This window comes from Leisingera methylohalidivorans DSM 14336, assembly GCF_000511355.1.
In the GTDB taxonomy this organism is placed as follows: domain Bacteria; phylum Pseudomonadota; class Alphaproteobacteria; order Rhodobacterales; family Rhodobacteraceae; genus Leisingera; species Leisingera methylohalidivorans.
Map to the genome: position 1 here is coordinate 1,845,372 of NC_023135.1, position 18,176 is coordinate 1,863,547.

Annotated in this window: 18 protein-coding genes and 2 pseudogenes; 11 read left to right on the plus strand and 9 right to left on the minus strand. The window is 59.8% G+C overall.

Annotation, left to right across the window (positions count from 1 at the left end; all coding sequences use genetic code 11):
• Positions 1–221: 221 nt before the first annotated feature.
• Positions 222–569: a DUF4440 domain-containing protein gene (locus METH_RS09185; RefSeq protein WP_024090174.1), complete on the plus strand. Its 348-nt coding sequence runs from the start codon at positions 222–224 to the stop codon at positions 567–569.
• 246 nt (positions 570–815) lie between these two features.
• The gene (locus METH_RS09190) at positions 816–971 is read left to right on the plus strand and encodes a hypothetical protein (protein WP_245602973.1); all 156 of its coding nucleotides are present in this window, start codon (positions 816–818) and stop codon (positions 969–971) included.
• Between the two features lie 55 nt (positions 972–1,026).
• Here the strand turns inward: METH_RS09190 and METH_RS09195 are convergent, their stop codons facing one another.
• Entirely contained in the window at positions 1,027–1,761 is a 735-nt protein-coding gene (locus METH_RS09195; RefSeq protein ID WP_024090176.1) for a Crp/Fnr family transcriptional regulator, read from the minus strand.
• A gap of 155 nt (positions 1,762–1,916) precedes the next feature.
• Here METH_RS09195 and METH_RS09200 point away from each other — a divergent pair, with 155 nt between their 5' ends.
• The 5 genes from METH_RS09200 to METH_RS09215 all read left to right on the plus strand — a co-directional run bounded on the left by METH_RS09200 (position 1,917) and on the right by METH_RS09215 (position 5,418).
• The gene (locus tag METH_RS09200) at positions 1,917–2,153 is read left to right on the plus strand and encodes a hypothetical protein (RefSeq protein WP_024090177.1); all 237 of its coding nucleotides are present in this window, start codon (positions 1,917–1,919) and stop codon (positions 2,151–2,153) included.
• A gap of 179 nt (positions 2,154–2,332) precedes the next feature.
• Positions 2,333–2,467, plus strand: coding sequence for a hypothetical protein (locus METH_RS25155; protein WP_024090178.1), 135 nt, complete (start codon positions 2,333–2,335; stop codon positions 2,465–2,467).
• Between the two features lie 67 nt (positions 2,468–2,534).
• Positions 2,535–3,005 carry a hypothetical protein gene (locus METH_RS24480; protein WP_024090179.1) on the plus strand — a complete coding sequence of 157 codons (471 nt, stop codon included), beginning with the start codon at positions 2,535–2,537 and terminating at the stop codon, positions 3,003–3,005.
• 520 nt (positions 3,006–3,525) lie between these two features.
• Complete coding sequence (locus METH_RS09210) at positions 3,526–4,461, plus strand: LysR family transcriptional regulator (protein ID WP_024090180.1); 936 nt, start codon at positions 3,526–3,528, stop codon at positions 4,459–4,461.
• 132 nt (positions 4,462–4,593) lie between these two features.
• On the plus strand, positions 4,594–5,418 hold the full coding sequence (locus METH_RS09215) for a DUF481 domain-containing protein (protein ID WP_024090181.1): 825 nt from the start codon (positions 4,594–4,596) through the stop codon (positions 5,416–5,418).
• 21 nt (positions 5,419–5,439) lie between these two features.
• Here the strand turns inward: METH_RS09215 and METH_RS09220 are convergent, their stop codons facing one another.
• From METH_RS09220 to METH_RS23100, 3 genes and pseudogenes are all read right to left on the minus strand, one after another.
• Positions 5,440–6,270: an IS66 family transposase gene (locus METH_RS09220; RefSeq protein WP_024090182.1), complete on the minus strand. Its 831-nt coding sequence runs from the start codon at positions 6,268–6,270 to the stop codon at positions 5,440–5,442.
• Between the two features lie 38 nt (positions 6,271–6,308).
• A pseudogene (locus METH_RS24800) lies at positions 6,309–6,467 on the minus strand (transposase family protein); the annotation flags it as partial.
• Positions 6,468–6,878: 411 nt separating this feature from the next.
• Positions 6,879–7,684, minus strand: a pseudogene (locus METH_RS23100) (integrase core domain-containing protein).
• 2 nt (positions 7,685–7,686) lie between these two features.
• Between METH_RS23100 and METH_RS23895 the strand changes: the two are divergent.
• Together METH_RS23895 and METH_RS09240 are read left to right on the plus strand one after the other, a co-directional pair.
• Positions 7,687–7,983 (plus strand): hypothetical protein, encoded by a 297-nt coding sequence (locus tag METH_RS23895; RefSeq protein ID WP_156927474.1) that lies wholly within the window; start codon positions 7,687–7,689, stop codon positions 7,981–7,983.
• A 302-nt stretch (positions 7,984–8,285) separates the two neighbouring features.
• Positions 8,286–8,624: a hypothetical protein gene (locus tag METH_RS09240; protein WP_245602974.1), complete on the plus strand. Its 339-nt coding sequence runs from the start codon at positions 8,286–8,288 to the stop codon at positions 8,622–8,624.
• A 45-nt stretch (positions 8,625–8,669) separates the two neighbouring features.
• On the opposite strand, the gene pgi is transcribed toward METH_RS09240, so the two are convergent.
• The 3 genes from pgi to zwf are packed head-to-tail and all read right to left on the minus strand — an operon-like array spanning position 8,670 to position 12,438.
• Entirely contained in the window at positions 8,670–10,277 is a 1,608-nt protein-coding gene (pgi, locus tag METH_RS09245) for a glucose-6-phosphate isomerase (protein WP_024090187.1), read from the minus strand.
• A gap of 17 nt (positions 10,278–10,294) precedes the next feature.
• Positions 10,295–10,966 (minus strand): 6-phosphogluconolactonase, encoded by a 672-nt coding sequence (gene pgl, locus METH_RS09250; RefSeq protein WP_024090188.1) that lies wholly within the window; start codon positions 10,964–10,966, stop codon positions 10,295–10,297.
• Positions 10,963–12,438, minus strand: a complete 1,476-nt coding sequence (gene zwf, locus METH_RS09255) for a glucose-6-phosphate dehydrogenase (protein WP_024090189.1) — start codon at positions 12,436–12,438, stop codon at positions 10,963–10,965. The genes pgl and zwf overlap by 4 nt, the downstream gene beginning before the upstream one ends.
• Positions 12,439–12,578: 140 nt before the next feature.
• Between zwf and METH_RS09260 the strand changes: the two genes are divergently transcribed.
• Complete coding sequence (locus tag METH_RS09260) at positions 12,579–13,532, plus strand: radical SAM protein (protein WP_024090190.1); 954 nt, start codon at positions 12,579–12,581, stop codon at positions 13,530–13,532.
• 22 nt (positions 13,533–13,554) lie between these two features.
• Here METH_RS09260 and METH_RS09265 read toward each other — a convergent pair whose 3' ends face one another.
• Both METH_RS09265 and METH_RS09270 read right to left on the minus strand, forming a co-directional pair.
• Entirely contained in the window at positions 13,555–14,685 is a 1,131-nt protein-coding gene (locus METH_RS09265) for a hypothetical protein (RefSeq protein ID WP_024090191.1), read from the minus strand.
• Positions 14,686–14,848: 163 nt separating this feature from the next.
• Positions 14,849–15,118 carry an usg protein gene (locus tag METH_RS09270; RefSeq protein ID WP_024090192.1) on the minus strand — a complete coding sequence of 90 codons (270 nt, stop codon included), beginning with the start codon at positions 15,116–15,118 and terminating at the stop codon, positions 14,849–14,851.
• A 223-nt stretch (positions 15,119–15,341) separates the two neighbouring features.
• On the opposite strand from METH_RS09270, the gene gyrA reads away from it, so the two are divergent.
• Positions 15,342–18,053, plus strand: coding sequence for a DNA gyrase subunit A (gyrA, locus tag METH_RS09275; protein WP_044008376.1), 2,712 nt, complete (start codon positions 15,342–15,344; stop codon positions 18,051–18,053).
• The last annotated feature ends 123 nt before the right edge of the window (positions 18,054–18,176 follow it).

The window sequence follows — 18,176 nt, forward strand, 5'->3', positions numbered from 1 at the left end:
TCCGATGCTGATCTGCATAAGCAAAGTCTTTGTTCAGCCATAGTATGATTGGGCAGTCCGCAGTCTGAATGCGGCCGGACGGCAGGTGTTTCGCCTTATGCAGCAGGCCGCGGGATCCGGATAGCCGGGCGCCTGAACTGGAAAGGACATCGGTGGGTCCGGCGCGGGCGTTTCCCAGCGTTCAGGCCTGTGTCGCTTATTGATCCAAGAGGAAACCAGCCATGCGCGATGAAGCAGCTCTATGGGACCTGGAAGAACGGTTCTGGACCGGAGGATTGGACGGTGCGCGCGCCGCAACCGCGCAGGACGCCGTCATGATATTCCCCTACCCTGAAGGCATTCTTCAGGGCGGTGAGATCTGGGAACGCCTGAAACGGAAAACGCCCTGGCGCTCGGTTGAGATGACTGGCCGAAGCCTGCGTCGGCGTGGCGATCTTGCCGTTCTTGCTTACCGGGTCTCAGCTGAAAAAGCGGCAGCGCCGATTCTTACGGCACTATGTGCCTCCGCTTATCTGCGCGACAACGGAACATGGATCCGCATGTCGCACCAGCAGACCCCGGTGAGCTGAGACGCAGGCGGATACCGGCCTGCAGCGGAAGTCCGCGCTAACTTGCGTCAGTGCGGAGAGGCCAGGAAACAGGCTAGGTGATCCCTGCCGGCCAAACTCGCGCCGGTGTGTTTTTTCCGAGTAGCAGAGAAGCGCGGAGGGCCTGCCGGCTCTCAGAAGGGCTGCCCGCAATCCGCGCTTCTGTTTCTCGGGAGACAATGAAAGGACAACCGAATGACAACCGAAGTAAACAGACCTGCCTTGACGATGACTTCGGTCAAGGCCGCCTGCGACAAGGCACCTGCCGGGCCCAAAAAGGACACTGCCCTGAAGCATTTCCGGGCCGCTGAAAAGGCGCAGACGGCCAAGAACCATACCCAGATGAACAAAGAGCTCGGCGCCGCGAAGCTCGCGCTCGGGTAACTCCTGCGATCAGGCCTAAGCGCCGGGCGGGCCGTGCTATGCCGCGCGGCCCGTCTCATTTCAAAAAAGGCCTGGCCTGATCCAGATAGGCGGGGTCGAATTCGGCCAATGCAACCAGACGGTCATAGTTGTCGAAGGTCACTTTGCCCGCGCGGAAAGTGGCAAGGCCGTCCTCACGCAGCTGCCGCAGGACGCGGTTCACATGGACCGCACTCAATCCCAGCGCGTCGGCAAGATGGTATTGTGTCAGAGGGCAGTCATATCCCGATTTGCTTCCCATCCCAACCAGCTCAAGCCTAGCACCGAGTTCCAGCAGGAAATGCGCCATGCGCTCATCCGCGTCCCGCCGCCCAAGTCCGACAAGATGCTCGACCACCATCGCCTCATCCCGTGAAGCGGCCCAAAGAATGGCCATCGCCAGCCGCGGGGTTTCAGCAAAAGCCGTTATCAGGTCGTCTGCCAGAACTTCTGCGGCTTCTATCTGCATGATCGGCTCGATGCTGTGGTCCGAGGCCTGAAGCAGAACGCTGCGCAGGCCCAGGAAGTCGCCCGGGATCTGGAAATCGACAATCTGGCGCGACCCGTCCGGCTGGATCTTGTAGGAGCAGACCCAGCCCTCCGACAGAATGTAGGCAGCCTGCTCCGGCTGCCCCTGATGCACAAGGTCACGTCCCGCCGCAAAGGTTCTGCGGCGCTGGTGCAAGCGCTCCAGAACCGCAAGCTCGCCCGCCGACAGCGCGACGAAGGCCATCAGCTTTCTGGCGAGCGGGCTGTTTTCGATGGCGTTCATGGCCCCTCCCGAACCGGCGCGGCACGGCTTTCTTCACAAAACCGGCCAGGGACTGCTTTCTATCAGTCCAGCATAGCGCAATTTCTGCGAGGATGACCAAGTTCATCGGCCTCCTCCTGCGGTTTGATGAGCGAGGCAAAGAAGGAGGGCCCAATATGCCCGAGCAAACTGAATACGCTGGCATCGCGGCTCTAACAATTTGCGAGGCACTGCTGCTTGCCATAAGCGACCACGATCTATTGCCAAAGCATGAGGTCGTCGGTGTTCTACGCGACGCCGCCGCGAGCCACGAGAACGCTGCCGGTTCTGACTCTGACGCCGATATGCACCGGACAGTCGCCGCCCTGATCAATCAGATTATCGCAGGCGGGAACTCGGTCCGGCGACCGTGATGCAGCTTGGCCAATGACAATTACAGCCCCGGACAACCGCCGCGATGGGATCGCCAGTTTCGGACCAAACGCGAGGTTCAGCAGTCAAGCTCATCCGGCTGGCGGGCTGATCAGAACCGGGAGCAGCAGGATCACTTCTGGGACACAACCGCAACCAACGGACCTTGAAAGGAAATCAAATGTCAAAAGGTGATAAGAAACGCGGCAACCGTGAAGCGAAGAAGCCCAAGAAAATTAAGGAGAAGATCGTCGCGACAGCCGACTTCACCAAGGGCAAGACTGTGGTGAATGTCGGGGCAAAGAAGAACTCGTAGCGGGGTATGCCGTGCCGTGCAGCCCGCCCCCGAAACCCGGACACGGGCATAAGCTGCGATCTGCAGTTTGCTGATCTTCGGCGAGAAGCAGATCAGAGATGCCGAGGCGATTGCATCCGAGAGCACTACCCTCGCCCCTGTCACCAGCCCGGCCCTGCCCGAAGATGTCTGGACCCTCCGCCCCGGCACCCTGCCTGCGGCGCACAAGCGCGGCGGCCAAGGACAGGATGTGAGCCTCTCATTGCAGGACCGGCCGGATGCGGTGGAGCTGTTGAAACGGGCGTCGTCTCGGTGGCGGTCCATTCTTCTGCGGCTGCGCATCGCCAAAGCCACTTTCCCGGAACCGGACATCCAGAAAGTCGTGGCAGCCGCGGTTGATACTGTGTTCTGCACCGGTGACAGCGAGGCGCAGAATGCAGGCATTCAAATCGCACGCTTTTTCCCATTGGCTGCTTTTTGCGTTTGTTGCCTTTGGTCCGGTGGCAGATCTTTGATCCGGGTGCTTGGTCTGACACGGGAGCGCAACTGTCAGCTTTAACAAACGCGCAACACCGGCACGTCAGATGGTTTCATCTCCACATAACATCAGATCATCCATAAATTGCGTTCTCAGATCCTCCACGGCATCTTCGGCTTGACCCAGCGGCCTGACCCGGCCGAAACAAAAAACAGCATCCCCTCGTTGGCAATTGCCATCACTGCCCGGCCTGCAATGAAGCCGGAGCACGGCGCTTTAATGTGTTGTTATTCTTCACCGAAAGGGTTCGAAATTGTGGCCGGAACATCACATGCACGAACCAATCCCCATCAGCTTTGCAGCTACGGATTAGCCCGCCCATCGGTGGGCGCAGCCAGGTGCTTGAGGAACAGTACTGCGCCGCAGTCCTGGGCTTGGATAGCCCCGGGGCCGCTGTGTCGGAGCATCGCTGCTATAACAGTCTTCAGCGGGGCATCTGTTGCCACGATCCGCCTCCATAGTTTCTAATCGGGGAGAGCTTTTCAGGCAGAATGCGAATATAAAATGTGCTTGAGGCAAGAAAACTTTATGGATTGACCTGATGGACATTTCCCTGATCCGAACCTTCCTCGAAGTTGCTTCCGCCGGGTCTTTCGTGAATGCAAGCGAGCGGCTGTTCGTGACCCAGTCAGCGGTCAGCCTGCGGGTGCAGCGGCTGGAGGAAGCCCTGGGCAAGCAGCTGTTCACCCGCTCCAAGGCCGGTGCTGAGCTGACGCCGGCGGGGCGCGAGTTTGAACGCTACGCGCTGTCGCTAATCAAGATCTGGGAGGAGGCGCGCCAGCAGGTCGGAGTGCCCGAAGGCTATACCAAATCGCTTACGATCGGCGCACAGTATTCGCTGTGGCCGCGGCTGGGATTTCGCTGGATCGACTCTATGCAGCAGGAAATGCCGTCGCTGAACATCCGGGCCGAGCTGGGCATGCCGGACCGCATCGTGCGCTTCCTGATCGAAGGCGTGGTGCAGATCGGCCTGATGTACAGCCCGCAGCTGCGGCCCGGTCTCACCGCCCGCAAGGTGATCGAGGAGGATCTGGTGCTGGCGGCCTCCTGGCCGGCCTCCTTTGAGGAGATTGTCCCCCACTATGTCTTTGTCGACTGGGGGCCGGAGTTCGTCCACGCCCACGCGCTGGAACTGCCCGAGCTGACCAACCCCGGGCTGAGCCTGTCGCTAGGTGCCCTTGCTGCGGAGTACATCGTGTCGCGCCGGGCCGCCGCCTATCTGCCCGCGCGCTATATCAAGAAATACCTCGATGAGGGCCGCCTCCACCTGGTTGCCGACACGCCGCGGTTTCCCTATCCGGTGTGGTCCATCTGGCGCGATGACCTGGATCCCGAGGTCCGGGCCAACGCCGAAGCCACACTTGTGGTACTAAAGTCACGCATTGAGGCCGAACAGCACGCCGTCATCGCCGAACTGCGCGACATCAGCACCAATGACATTGTCGAAGTGCTTGGAAACACTGAGAACAGCTTTTAAAGTGAATAATATTCGCTTTATCTACAATTATTCTAAATTTTTCCAATACATCAGCAGTTCCTATCTGCTGTCCATGCAGTGATGCCCCCCGACCATCCGGGACGGATCACTTGATTGGGAAAGGATAGACCCATGCAAGCACGCAACATTCTGGCCGTATCGATCTTGGCTCTGCTCGTGGCCGCTCCTGTTTTCGCGCAGGGGGCAATCGTCGGGATTGAAGATCTGGACGACCGCATCGACGACATTCAAGAAGATGCCGGCGACGATCTGGCAGAAGGCAGCGACAAAGACCGCTTCGGCATCAACCAGTACGCCCAGGGCTGGACCGGAAGCGCCGCACTCGGCTTCTCCGGCACCAGCGGCAACACCGATACAGCCGATCTAAACTTTGCCGGACGCCTGCGCTACGGCAACGGCCCTTGGAACCATACACTGGGATTTGCCGGCGAGTTCTCGGAAGACAACGACGTGCGCAACAAGGAAGAGATCTTCCTGACCTATGAAGTTAACCGATACATGACAGAGGAGTTCTACCTTTTTGGCTTGGGTTCGGTTCGCTACGACGATTTCGACTCCAACAGGCTGGACGGCTTCCTGGGCTTCGGCCCCGGCTACCGGGTGATCAACACCCCCACCCAGACTTGGCGGGTTCAGGCTGGCCCCGGCGTGCGCTATATCGAGGACCAGTTGCGCAATGACAGCACGGAAGTGGCAGGCATTGCCGCGTCGCGCTACTACTTCGCTTTCAGCGAAAACACCTATCTAACCATGGACACGGACGTGCTTTTCTCGGACGAGGACACTGTGGTGACCAACGATCTGGGCGTTAACTTCAGGATGACCGACCGCCTGTCCACCCGTGTTTCCTACCGGACCGAATGGGACAGCGACCCGCTGCCGGGCCTGAAAAGCACCGACAACAAGCTAGGCGTGTCTCTGGTCTACGGCTTCTGACGCGGGCCGCCATTCCCTCGTTCACCTTGGGGCGGAGAGTTCCGCCCCTTTTGTCCCTTTGGCATCCACACGGACATAGGTCCGGATGCGCGCCGTGGTGCAAGTGCCTTTGGCCCGCATTTTGTTCGGGATGTCATCCGCAAAGATGGTCTGGCCAGCACGCACATGACGGCCGATGGCATCAGCCATTGGTGCCGGCAGCGCCGCAGACCGGCCACCCCAATCCGCCGGCGTGCAGCGGTCCAGGTCGATCCCTTCCCGCCCGTAGATTTGCGACTTCCGGTACAGCGGACAATGATCCGCATATGTGCTGACCAGCACATGGTCCAAGAGGCCCGGCCCGGGCCGATCACGCTTAATCGGGCGTGATGGCAGTGCTGATTGAACGGTCCGCTCGCAATCCCGGCAAGCCATGCGCGGTCGGAAAATGCGGTTGACCACAAATCGGCCAGGCGCATATTCCAGTTCTTCCGTCACATCGCCGCCAATGGTTCGGAGCTTGCCGCCGCATTTGCAGTCTTCGCCTGGCGTCAGAATCTGATCAATCCGGGGCATCTCCGGCGGCGGCGGCGGCGGTTTGCGCTTGGGTTTGGCCTCCTGCCCCTCAGCATCGCCGTCAGGAGCATCTTCGCCGGCAACCTGCGCTGCCGCCGTCTCTTCTTCCTCCAGCCTGAGCAGAAGCTGATCCAGACTTTCCGGCTTTGATCCGAACCGGAGCCGGTTATGCCCCGCAAGCTGGCGTTCCAGCTTGGCGACCCTAAGTGCATGCGCCTTCACCAGGTCAAGCGAACCTTCCGCTGTCTCGTGGAGTTCGCCAGGATCGGAAGGCAGTGTATTGGGCGCATCTAGCATGGACCGGAATATACCCCGGCTATGGAGGGATGGGAATCCTACGGCTCTGCAATTGCGGGATTACTCCCGGCGGTCAGCGGCTTCCAGGTCTTCTGCCGCACCCGCCAGTCGATCCGTTCCAGCAGCATTGAACGCTGCGCAGGCGTCAGGCTGACCTTGCCGTCTTTAACAGCAGGCCAGACAAACCGCCCCCGTTCCGGCGGCGAACACCATCAGCGGTGGAAAGCACCTCGATTTGCGGGTAGTAATTCAAGCCGGAGATACAGCCGGACTGATCATCGGATCGTCGCCGCGATCAGACGGCCGCCTCCGGAGCCTTACTTTGCTCCGCACCAATGGCAGGATTTTGCGCCGCCGTTGACACTGGCATTCGTCCAGTCGGCAGAGGCCGTGTTCTCCAATCGGCCTATCGTTCGCAGGTAATCTGCGCTCAGTCCGATGATTGCAAGCTGGTTGCAAATAACCTGGGCTCATTCGCAAATAAACCGGGTTTGGCCCCTTCAATAGATGCAAATAATTCGGGCCGAAAATCACGGTGATTGCAGGTCGAACCGATTATGTTTGCAGGTCGCTATGAGCAGCCCCACTTGAGTGGTCCAAATTGAAAGTTAGTGCATGATTGGCCGTTGCTCCATCGGGAGGACGGTTTCCGGGGCCGGCGGGCGGCAGACCAGGGCCCTGTGCGGTCGCTTGGTGTTGCGGTGCTTTCTCCAGCTTTCGATGATGATCTGGGCTTCCCGCAGCGCGTAGAAGACCTCCCCGGTCAGCAGATCGTCCATTACCCGTCAGGCGCATGCAAAGCATGCTGCCGAGCGGGGCGCATCCGCCCGTTGAAGCTCTCGCAAAATCCGTTCTCCCGCGGCGATCCTGGCTCGATGCAGGCGGTCTTTCCCCCGCAGCTTTGATCCAATCTCTGACAGCCTCAGCGATAGACTCCGGGCCGGTGTCCGACCGGATGCAGGCAGCCACGCCGCGTAGAAGGAACAGGTCGGTCAGCGCCGCCCCGCGTCTTCACGCCCCTGAGGCAATCGCCGCTGTGTGGACCGGTGCCGGCCCGGGACGCGGCCAACGCGAGGCTCTGAAACCGGCATCCGGCTGCGCGCATGAGTGATGCAGGAACGGCGACGCGAGGAGCTCAGAAGTTTCCCCGTGCGGCTTCCGGCAGGATCAGCTTGCCCAGCGTCAGATCCGGGACAGCCCGGCGGAGACGCTGGTTCGCTTGCTGAAGCCGCTTCAGGCCCTTCAGTTGTTCTGCGCCCATTCCGCCGTACGTTTTCTTCCAGCAATAATAAGTTTGCTCCGTCACGCCGGTCTGACGGATTGCATCAATCCGGGGCATGCTTTGTCCCATCAGGACTTCAACCTGCCGCAACTTCACGACAATCTCTTCTGGCTTGGGTCTCTTAATCGCCATCTATGGCCCTCCGATTTCCCAATCATAGGCGCGGACCGCTTCTCTGGGGGAGGCTCAATTTCAGCCGCAAGCAGGGTGATAGGGTCGATCTCAGCGAAATCGGCGGCGACCGGGATGCGTCCGGGGTTCAGGAGCTCCTGTGGGTAGGACGGGAACCCGAATTCTCCGGCACGGGTGAAGTCAGTTTCGATTCCTCCCGTTCACTCTTGAAAATCAACCTGGACGTGGATCCGGCTGCTGAAATGAGAATTGATTTCGATGGTCAGGATGTGTGCGGAGCACGGGATCTGATATTCTGAATGCGGCGGCATTTCCGGCCGCATTCACGCGCTGAAAGTTGCAATGCCAAGATGGCCCCGCCCCTCTCCAGCCACCAGCGTGCGATTTCGCAGAATTGTGCTAGCCTGACGCGGCGCGTCTGCGCGGTGCAGGCGGACAGTTTTGCGAGGGTACCAGAATGACACGGCATTGTTTGTTAATGGCACTGTTTTGCGCCTTCAGCGCAGGAAACGGAATTGCGGGCACGACCTGGGATCAGGCAGGCACTGGAACGGGCATCTCAACCAGCTCTGTCACAGAAATTGCCGCCGGGCACTTGGTGATGCAAATCAGCAGCTCCTATGAGAATGTGGAAATGGCAGATGCCGGCCACCCGATGAACGGGGCGGCAGGGCCGTGTTTCGGAGCGGTCGAGGTTGCGTCCGGGAGCGTTGGCGGCGGTGGCATTTGCGCCTTCACCGACAGCGCCGGTGACAAGGTTGTGCTGCATTGGACCGCTGAGTCGATGGATCCGTCCGGAGCCCTGACCGGCAGCTGGAAACTGACTGGCGGCACCGGGCACTGGTCTGATGCTGACGGCGGCGGCCGCTTCTCCTCATTGACAGATCCGGAAACCGGCAAATTCGTCAACACCATTACCAGCAGTGTGACAATGCCCTGAACTGACGGCGGGGCTTGGCCGGCCCCGCCTGCACATACACTTGCCTCAGGCCTTGAACTTGCGCACGAAGTCCAGCAGGGCCCGGGTGGACCCGTCCTTTCCCGCGTCACCGTTCACCCCCGCCAGAAGCGGCAAAAGAGAGTTCGCCAGTTCCTTGCCCAGCTCTACACCCCATTGATCGAAGGAGTTGATGCCGAGAATCACGCCTTCGACGAACACACGGTGTTCATAGAGCGCAATGATCTGGCCCAGCACATAAGGCGTCAGCTGCGGATAGATCAGCGTGGTCGACGGCCGGTTGCCCGGGAAAACCCGGTGGCGCGCCTGGCGCTCCAGTTCGGTGCCCGCAAACCCGGCAGCCCGCATCAGCGCACAGGCCTCATCCAGGCTGCGTCCGCGCATCAAAGCTTCGGATTGGGCCAGGCAGTTTACCACCAGCAACCGGTGATGCTGCTCCAGTTCCGGCTCATGCCCCTTGGCTGCAACCAGGAATTCCGCAGGCACGACGGAGGTGCCCTGATGCAGCAGTTGATAGAAGGCATGCTGCCCGTTGGTGCCCGGCTCGCCCCATACGACAGGCCCTGACGGGTGGGGCAAAGGCGAGCCGTCCATCGCTACAGATTTACCGTTTGATTCCATTTCCAGCTGCTGCAGATAGGCCGGCAGGCGCCGCAGCCGCTGGTCGTAGGGCAGCACGGCGCGGGTCGGATAGCCGCAAACCTGATTGTGCCACACTCCGGTCAAGGCCAGCATCACCGGCATGTTCTGTTCCCAAGGCGCTGCACGGAAATGATTATCCATCGACTTACCGCCTGCCAGGAAGGCGCGGAAATGATCCGGGCCGACCGCCAGCATCAAGCTCAGCCCGATCGGGCCCCAAACCGAATAACGCCCGCCAACCCAGTCCTCAAATCCAAACACATGTTCCCGCGGAATGCCGAAATCCGCGGTTTCCTCCTCGGATGTCGACAACGCCAGGAACTGGCGCGCAGGGTCACCGCCGCCGGACTCGACCCAGCGCCGCGCGGTCGCGGCATTGGTCATAGTTTCAACCGTGGTAAAAGTTTTGGAGGCGACAATCACCAAAGTAGTTTTTGGATCAATCCGTTGCAGAATATCGTGAATGTGAGCGCCGTCGACGTTGGACACGAAATGGCACCGCGGCCCATCGTGATACGGTGCCAGCGCCAGCGCCGCCATGACCGGCCCCAGGTCAGAACCGCCGATGCCGATGTTCACAACATCGGTGAACGGGCCGCCAGGGCCTGCCAGTTTGCCTGAACGCACATGCCGTGCCAAACGCTCCATCCGCCCGAGCGTCGCGCGCAGAGGTACGCGGATGTCCTCTCCGTCGACGATCAGCTCAGGACCGCCGGGGTCCCGCAGCGCTGTATGCAGCACAGCACGCTGCTCAGTTTCATTAACCTTTCCGCCTTCAAACATGGCTTCACGCCGCCCGGCTACATTCTGCCGGTTGCACAATTCTATCAGCCCGTCGCGCACCGCGGCAGTGATCTGTGTCTTGGAGTAGTCGAACAGAAGTGTTTCAAACCGCACGCTGAACATGTCAGCGCGGTTCGGGTCGTCTTCAAATAACTCGGAAATACTCTCACTGCATTGCTGGGAACGCAGCGACTTCAAGTCCTTGAACATATCAATCTTTCCTGAATTCAAGGCGCCCAATGCACGGTTACCTCGGACATTACGGCCTGGACCGGTGCAGTTTCCGGCGGCAATGTCATCGCCTGTTCAAGCGCCCGCCGTTTGGCGTCGCCGAAAATCACCAAATGTTTGGCTATGGCGGAATCCAGCACCCGTGCTGTCAGGCTGATGCGTGCTTCAGGCTGGCTGTCCGGCCGCATGACGATAAGAGCAGGCGCATCGGCAGCGAGCGCGGCCTCGATCCCATCGGTGCCGGGAAACAGCGAGGCGGTGTGCATGTCCTCGCCCATGCCCAACAGCAGCACGGACAGCGGCAGTTGCGGAACAACCTGGGCTTCCAATTCCGCAAGCACCTCTTCGGGCTGCCCCTCCGGCACATGAAACGGCAGCAAGTGCGCCGCAGCCGCCCGGTTTTGCAGCAGCCGAGCGCGGATCATCCTGGCATTGGAACGCGCGCTGTCTGCAGGCACCCAGCGCTCATCAGTGGCCATCACCTGTACCCGGCCCCACTCAATATCGGCTGCGCAAAGGGCGTCGAAGATCAACCCCGGGGAGGTGCCGCCGGGCACCGCGAAAGAGGCCGCATCATGGGTGAGCAGATGGGTTTTCAGATCGCCGGCAATTTCATTTGCGACTTCGATCGCAAGCATATCCTGATCAGGGTATTCGTTGAATTTCATGGGTTTATCCCTCTCCATTCACGCCCGTCGCGGCGCATAAGCAAATCGGCATCGCCAGGTCCGGTGCTGCCGCTCTCATAGGGTTTAGGCACATCGCCGCGGGACTTCCAGCCCGCAATCAGCGGATCCGTCCAGGCCCAGGCCGCCTCAACCTCGTCCCCCCTCATAAACAACGTCTGGTTGCCGCGCACAACATCCATGATCAGCCGTTCATAAGCGTCAGGCGGATCGCCGCCTTCAGGCCCCAGCGCCTCCGCAAAGCTCATGTCCAGCGGCACGTCGACCAGCCGCATTCCGCCCTGCCCCGGTTCTTTGATTGTCACGCTCAAAGTGATGCCTTCGTTGGGCTGCAGGCGGATTTTCAGGTGGTTGGCATGGCGCCCGGCCTCGGCCCCGAAAATGGAGTGCGGCGCGTCCTTGAACATCACGTTAATCACCGAGGACCGGTTTACCAGCCGCTTGCCGGTGCGCAGATAAAACGGCGTGCCTGCCCACCGCCAGTTGCTGATATGCGCCTTCAGCGCGACATAGCTTTCGGTGCTGCTGCGCGGATTGCAAACCAGCCCGCGGTAGGAGGGATGCGGATCTGACGGGTCCAGGCGCGCCTGATACTGGCCGCGCACGATGTGGTGCGGCTCTACCGGATCCAGCGCGCGGATCACTTTCAGCTTTTCGTCGCGTACCGCATCAGGGTCAAACTTGGCCGGCGGTTCCATAGCGATCAGGCACAGCAACTGCATCAGGTGGTTCTGCATCATGTCGCGCATGGCGCCGGCCCGTTCATAGTATTCCTCGCGCCCTTCGACGCCGACCGTTTCCGCCACTGTGATCTGGATGTGATCGACATACTGGCTGTTCCATAACGGTTCGAACAGCATGTTTCCAAAACGGACAGCCATCAGGTTCTGAACCGTTTCCTTGCCCAGATAATGGTCGATCCGGTAGATCTGGCCTTCATCGAAATGGCTGGCGAGCGTCCGGTTCAGCTCCCGCGCAGAGACCAGGTCCCGGCCGAACGGTTTTTCGACAACAATCCGCGTATCCGCATTGGCCAGCCCATGGCTGTGCAGCTTCTCTGCCAGCGGCCCGAACAAGCCTGGCCCAACCGAGAAGTAGAACATGCGGACCGGCGCCTCACCGGCCGGCCGCAACTGGCGGCTCAACTCCTGCCAGCCCGCCTCCCCCAGAGCGTCCAGCGCGACATAACTGATCCGCTCGAGAAAAGCCGCCAGCGCCCCGCCGCTGCACGCCTTGGCCCCTGCGTTCACGCGCACCGCTTCGGCCACGATTGTGCGGTATTCAGCATTGGACAAATCAGTGCGCGCCGCCCCGATGATCCGCTCAGCCCCTGTCAGCTGGCCGGCGCAATGCCGGCGGAACAGGGCCGGCAGGATCTTGCGCTGCGCAAGATCGCCTGTGCCGCCAAAAATCACCAGGTCAAACGGGTCGACCGGTATCACACGCGAAACCATTCTTATTCTTCCTGTCTAAGCCGGTGCAGGCGCAGCACACTGCCGCTCACATCCCTGTCATGTGCCCGCCCGGCTGCTTTCAATTCCGGCATAGTATAAGGTAGCTTCCCGCGAAAGGAACTGCCCCAAAGGATATCCGCATGAAAGACCTGCAAAAACCAGTTGCGAACCTGGGCAAGTTTCAAGACGCCTTTGTGACGGCAAGTGGTCAGACACGCGCTTCGGTGCCGCTCAGCGATCCGGAGACCCTTTGGTTCAACACTGGCACACTGTGCAATATCGAATGCACAAACTGCTATATTCTCAGCTCTCCCGCCAATGACGCGCTGGTCTACCTGTCCGAGGCCGAAGTGCAAAGTTATCTCAGCCAGATCGGGGAACGCAACTGGCCAATCCGGGAAATCGGCTTTACTGGCGGCGAACCGTTCATGAACCCCGGGATGATTGCCATGGCCCGGGCGGCGCTGGAACGCGGGTTTGACGTACTGATCCTGACCAATGCCATGCGCCCGATGATGCGCAAGACAGTGCAGGCCGGATTGCTGGCCCTGCGGGAGGCCTTCGGGGACAAGCTGACACTGCGCATCTCGGTCGATCATCACTGTGAGGCACTGCACGACAAGGAGCGCGGCGCCGGCAGCTTTGCCAAAACCATCCAAGGCATGGAGTGGCTGCGCGATAATGGCGTCCGGATGACTGTGGCCGGCCGCACCGTATGGGAAGAAAGCGAGGCGGAAGCCCGGGACGGCTATGCGGCGCTGTTTGCCGCGCATGGCTTTGCCATTGATGCGCACAACCCGTCTCAGACCGTCTTGTTCCCGGAGATGGACGAAACTGTGGAAGTGCCCGAAATCACCTCCGACTGCTGGGGCATCCTGGGCAAATCCCCGGACAGCGTCATGTGCGCCTCGTCCCGCATGGTCGTCAAACGCAAAGGGGCCAAGTCGCCCGCAGTGCTGGCCTGCACGCTGCTGCCCTATGCGCCGGAATTCGAGATGGGCGAAACCCTTGCCGAAGCAGAACGCCCGGTGCAGCTGAACCACCCGCACTGCGCAAAGTTCTGCGTTCTGGGAGGCGCCAGCTGCTCGGCCTGACGCCTCCTCACTTGGGCGGGTCTTAGTAGTCCCAGTTACCCACGGTGAAGTTGCCGGCTGTCAGTTCGACATCCGTCGCGAATTCCACCAGGACGTTGCTGCCGTAATAGAGCTTGTCCGCGCCGTTATCCATGAACAGCCGGTCTTCCTCCGAAGCCACCCATTCCTCCCGGTCGAACAGGACGTCTGTGTTTCGGGGGATCGCCCGACTGGATTCCTCGCGATCGAACACAAAAACGTCTTTTGCGGCGGAAAAATCTTCAACAACTGCAACGGTCGAATAGGCATCCAATTCCACAAACAGACGATCCTTGCCGCCGCTTGTCTTGATGGTATCGGCAGCGTTCGCAAAGCTGCCGGTCAGCACATAGATGTCATCCGACCCGCCGCCAGCATTCAGATATTCCGAATGCATGCCTTCCAGAACAACTGTGTCAGCACCTTTGCCGGTATTGATGACCGCGTCCAACCCGCCCGGCGAGGTGACCGTAGAACCGTTGATGACAACTATGTCTTTCCCGCTGCCGGTTTTCACTTCGATGTCTGCAGTAACGCCCCACTTGCCGGTGAACTCGAAATAATCCTTGCCGCTGCCTGTGTTTACTTTCAGGTCGCTCACGCTGGCGTTCGCTGTGTACAGAACGCTGTCCGCGCCCGCGAATGTATTGACACGGATGCTGATTTCCCTCGCGTCTGCCTGCTGGAAGATATTCAGCGTGTCGTCCTTCATCCCGCTCCGGATCGTGAAATCGCCATCTTCCGGAATTCCGGATAGAAATATGTCATAAAACCAATGCTCAACCGAAATGACACTGGTTTCTATTGTATCCAGATCCAGAGTGGAGCCGCTTGACATCACCGCAGACACTTGTGATTTTACAGTATCGTAACCGCCGCCGCCATCAAAGCTGAGCTGACTGTACCTGGTGAGATCGTCGCTATCGGCGGTCACGCTGAAACTCAATAGATCCAGCGTGTCATCGCCGCTTCCGCCAAAGTACCGGTCGGTCAGATCCGGAATATCAACCCCATCCGGATCGTGATGATAAAGCGTGAAAAAATCGTCGCCGCCCCGCCCGTAAAAACTCTCCCGGATCGTCGAGGACGCCGCATAGATGTTTTCGAACTGGTTTCCAAAAAAAGTCTTGCGCATTAATACCTGCCTGATTTCAGTCCGCCCCGGGTCGGTACGGGAATGCCGTAGACCGGCCCCGCCCGGGAACTTCAAACACGCATAGGGTTATGACGGTCCCTGCATACACGCAACGGCAAAGACTGCCGTACGGCCTTGCAATCACGTTAAAATGCCAGCCGGTTCAATGCAGCTGAAATTCTCCAACCACGTTACGCCATTCTCCCGGGCCGATCATCTTGCGGTGATTGAAGCGGACTGAATGCAGCGGGCCGTCAATTTCCCGTTGCCAGAACTCAATAAATTCGAACAACCGCGGATGATCCGGGGCAAGGTCGTACTCCTGCCACACAAAGGTGTTCAGAACGTGGATGTAATCGGGCATACAATAGGTGAATTCCGCCGTGGTCAGCCCGTATCCTTTCAGCATCAGCTCGGTCTCAGTGGTCTCCATTTACAGCCTCCAAAAATTTTCGCCTGTTACTGATGCTAGGCTGCTATTGGTTAATTTCTCCAAAAACAGTGTGTTACCGCCACGTGAACGGCCTGTTTCCAGCTTTCCCGGCTGTTTGCTTGCGCCCCATATACGGTATCTGATAGGGTGCGAACACAATATATAGAGCCAGAAGAAAGAGCGGGCAGCCAACGTGAGCGATACGCCGGAAACTCCTGAAAACATGGACGAAAACCTACCGGAACGGCCAGCATATGACGGCCCTACGGTATCCATTGAATCCGAAATGCGCACGTCCTACCTGGACTATGCGATGTCGGTCATCGTCAGCCGTGCCATCCCGGACCTGCGGGACGGGTTGAAACCGGTTCACCGGCGCATTCTTTATGCAATGCACGAATCCGGCAACACCCATGACAAGTCCTACCGCAAGTCGGCCCGCCCGGTCGGCGACGTGATGGGTAAATACCACCCGCACGGCGACAGCGCGATCTATGACGCGCTGGTGCGGATGGCGCAGGACTTCTCGATGTCGCTGCCGCTGCTGGACGGCCAGGGCAACTTTGGCTCGATGGATGGCGACAACCCGGCGGCCATGCGCTACACCGAAGTTCGCATGGACAAACCTGCCGCGGCGCTGCTGGCGGACATTGAAAAAGAGACCGTCGATTTCCAGGACAACTATGACGGCAAGGACCGCGAGCCGACAGTGCTGCCGGCCCGGTTTCCGAATATGCTGGTCAATGGTGCGGGCGGTATTGCGGTCGGCATGGCCACCAATATCCCGCCGCACAACCTGGGCGAAGTCATCGACGCCACACTGGCACTGATCGACGAACCGGACCTGACCAGCGAACAGCTGATCGATTACGTGCCCGGTCCGGACTTTCCGACCGGCGGTGTGATGCTGGGACGCTCCGGTGCGCGCAAGGCCTATCTGGAGGGCCGCGGCAGTGTGGTCATCCGTGCGAAAACCCGCACCGAAGAGATCAGGAAAGACCGCTATGCCATTATTGTGGACGAAATTCCCTATCAGGTGAACAAGGCCGCAATGATCGAAAAGATCGCCGAGCAGGTCCGCGAAAAGAAGATCGAAGGCGTCGCGCATGTGCAGGACGAATCCGACCGTAACGGCGTGCGCGTGGTGATCGAGCTGAAGCGGGACGCTACACCCGAAGTGGTGCTGAACCAGCTGTACCGCTTCACCCCGATGCAGACCTACTTCGGCTGCAACATGCTGGCGCTGAACGGCGGCCGGCCGGAACAGCTGACGCTGCGCCGGTTCCTGACCTCTTTCATCGATTTCCGCGAAGACGTGGTAGCGCGCCGCACGGCTCATCTGCTGCGCAAGGCCCGTGAACGCAGCCACATCCTGTGCGGCTTGGCGGTTGCGGTCACCAATATTGATGAAATCGTCAACACAATCCGGCAATCTGCCGATGCCGCTGAGGCACGCGAAAAGCTGATGACCCGGCGCTGGCCGGCGCAGCCGATCCTGGAATACATCGCACTGATTGATGATCCGACCCATACAGCCAACGAAGACGGCACCTACAACCTCTCTGAGACCCAGGCCCGCGCGATTCTGGAACTGCGGCTGCAGCGCCTGACCCAAATCGGCGTCAAAGAAGTCACAGACGAGCTGGAAGAACTGGCCAAGAAGATCAAGGAATACCTTGAAATCCTGTCTTCGCGCGAACGCATCATGGGCATCATCGGCGATGAGCTGCGCGAGGTGCGCGACAACTTTGCCGTGCCGCGCCGCACCGAGATCGTCGACTGGTCCGGCGACATGGAGGACGAAGACCTGATCGAGCGCGAGGACATGGTGGTGACCGTGACCTCGGGCGGCTATATCAAGCGAACTCCGCTCGCAGATTTCCGCTCGCAGAAACGCGGCGGCAAGGGTGTATCGGGCATGCAGACCAAGGAAGAGGATGTGATCACCACCCTCTTTGTCGCCAATACCCATACCCAGCTGCTGTTCTTCACAACCGATGGCATGGTCTACAAACTCAAGACCTGGCGACTGCCGCAATCCGGGCGTACCGGCAAGGGCAAGGCCATCGTCAACATCCTGCCGATCCCGACCGGCGTTTCCATTGCAGCGATCATGCCGGTCGATGTTCCGGATGAGGAATGGGAAAACCTGCAGGTGGTGTTTGCCACCAGCGGCGGCGATGTGCGCCGCAACCGGCTGTCGGATTTCACCAACGTCCGCCGCAATGGCAAGATCGCGATGAAGCTGCCCGAGGACGGATCGGTTCAGCTGGTGAACGTCCGCATCTGCTCGGAAGATGATGACGTGATGCTGTTCACCGACTCGGGCCGCGCGATCCGGTTCCGCTCCACCGATGTGCGCGTCTTCAACTCGCGCGAATCCACTGGTGTGCGGGGCATCAGGCTGAGCGGCGAGGACCGGGTGGTCTCCATGTCCGTGATCCGGCACTCGAAATACACGCCGGAACAGCGTACCGCCTACCTCAAGATGCGCCGCGCCATGGCCGGTTTGACCGACGATGCCGAAACCGCTGACGAGGATGCCGTCGAGGATCCGAATTTCTCGACTGAGCTTTACGCGGAAATGTCGGCAGCGGAAAACCTGATCCTGACGATCACCACCGGCGGTTCGGGCAAGCTGTCCTCTTCGCATGACTATCCGGTGCGCGGCCGTGGCGGAATGGGTGTCACCGCGATGGACAAGGCAATGCGCGGCGGCGAGATCGTCGCCTCCTTCCCGGTCGAAATGGATGACCAGATCATGCTGGCGACCTCCAAGGGCCAGTCGATCCGGGTTCCGGTGGACGGAATTTCCTTCCGCTCGCGCTCGGCCGGCGGTGTCCGGGTGTTCAACACCGGCAAGGGCGAAGAAGTGGTATCCGTCGCCTGGATTGCCGAGAACGGCGAAGAGGAAGAAGGCGGCGGCGAAGAATAGCACTGTTGCCCAACCTGAATTCAGCAGCGCCGCCCCGGATCACCAGGGCGGCGTTCTTATGTTTAACGGCTGCCTAATCTTTCTGTGCCAGACTATCGCTTGAGCTGTTTCAACCAAGGGATC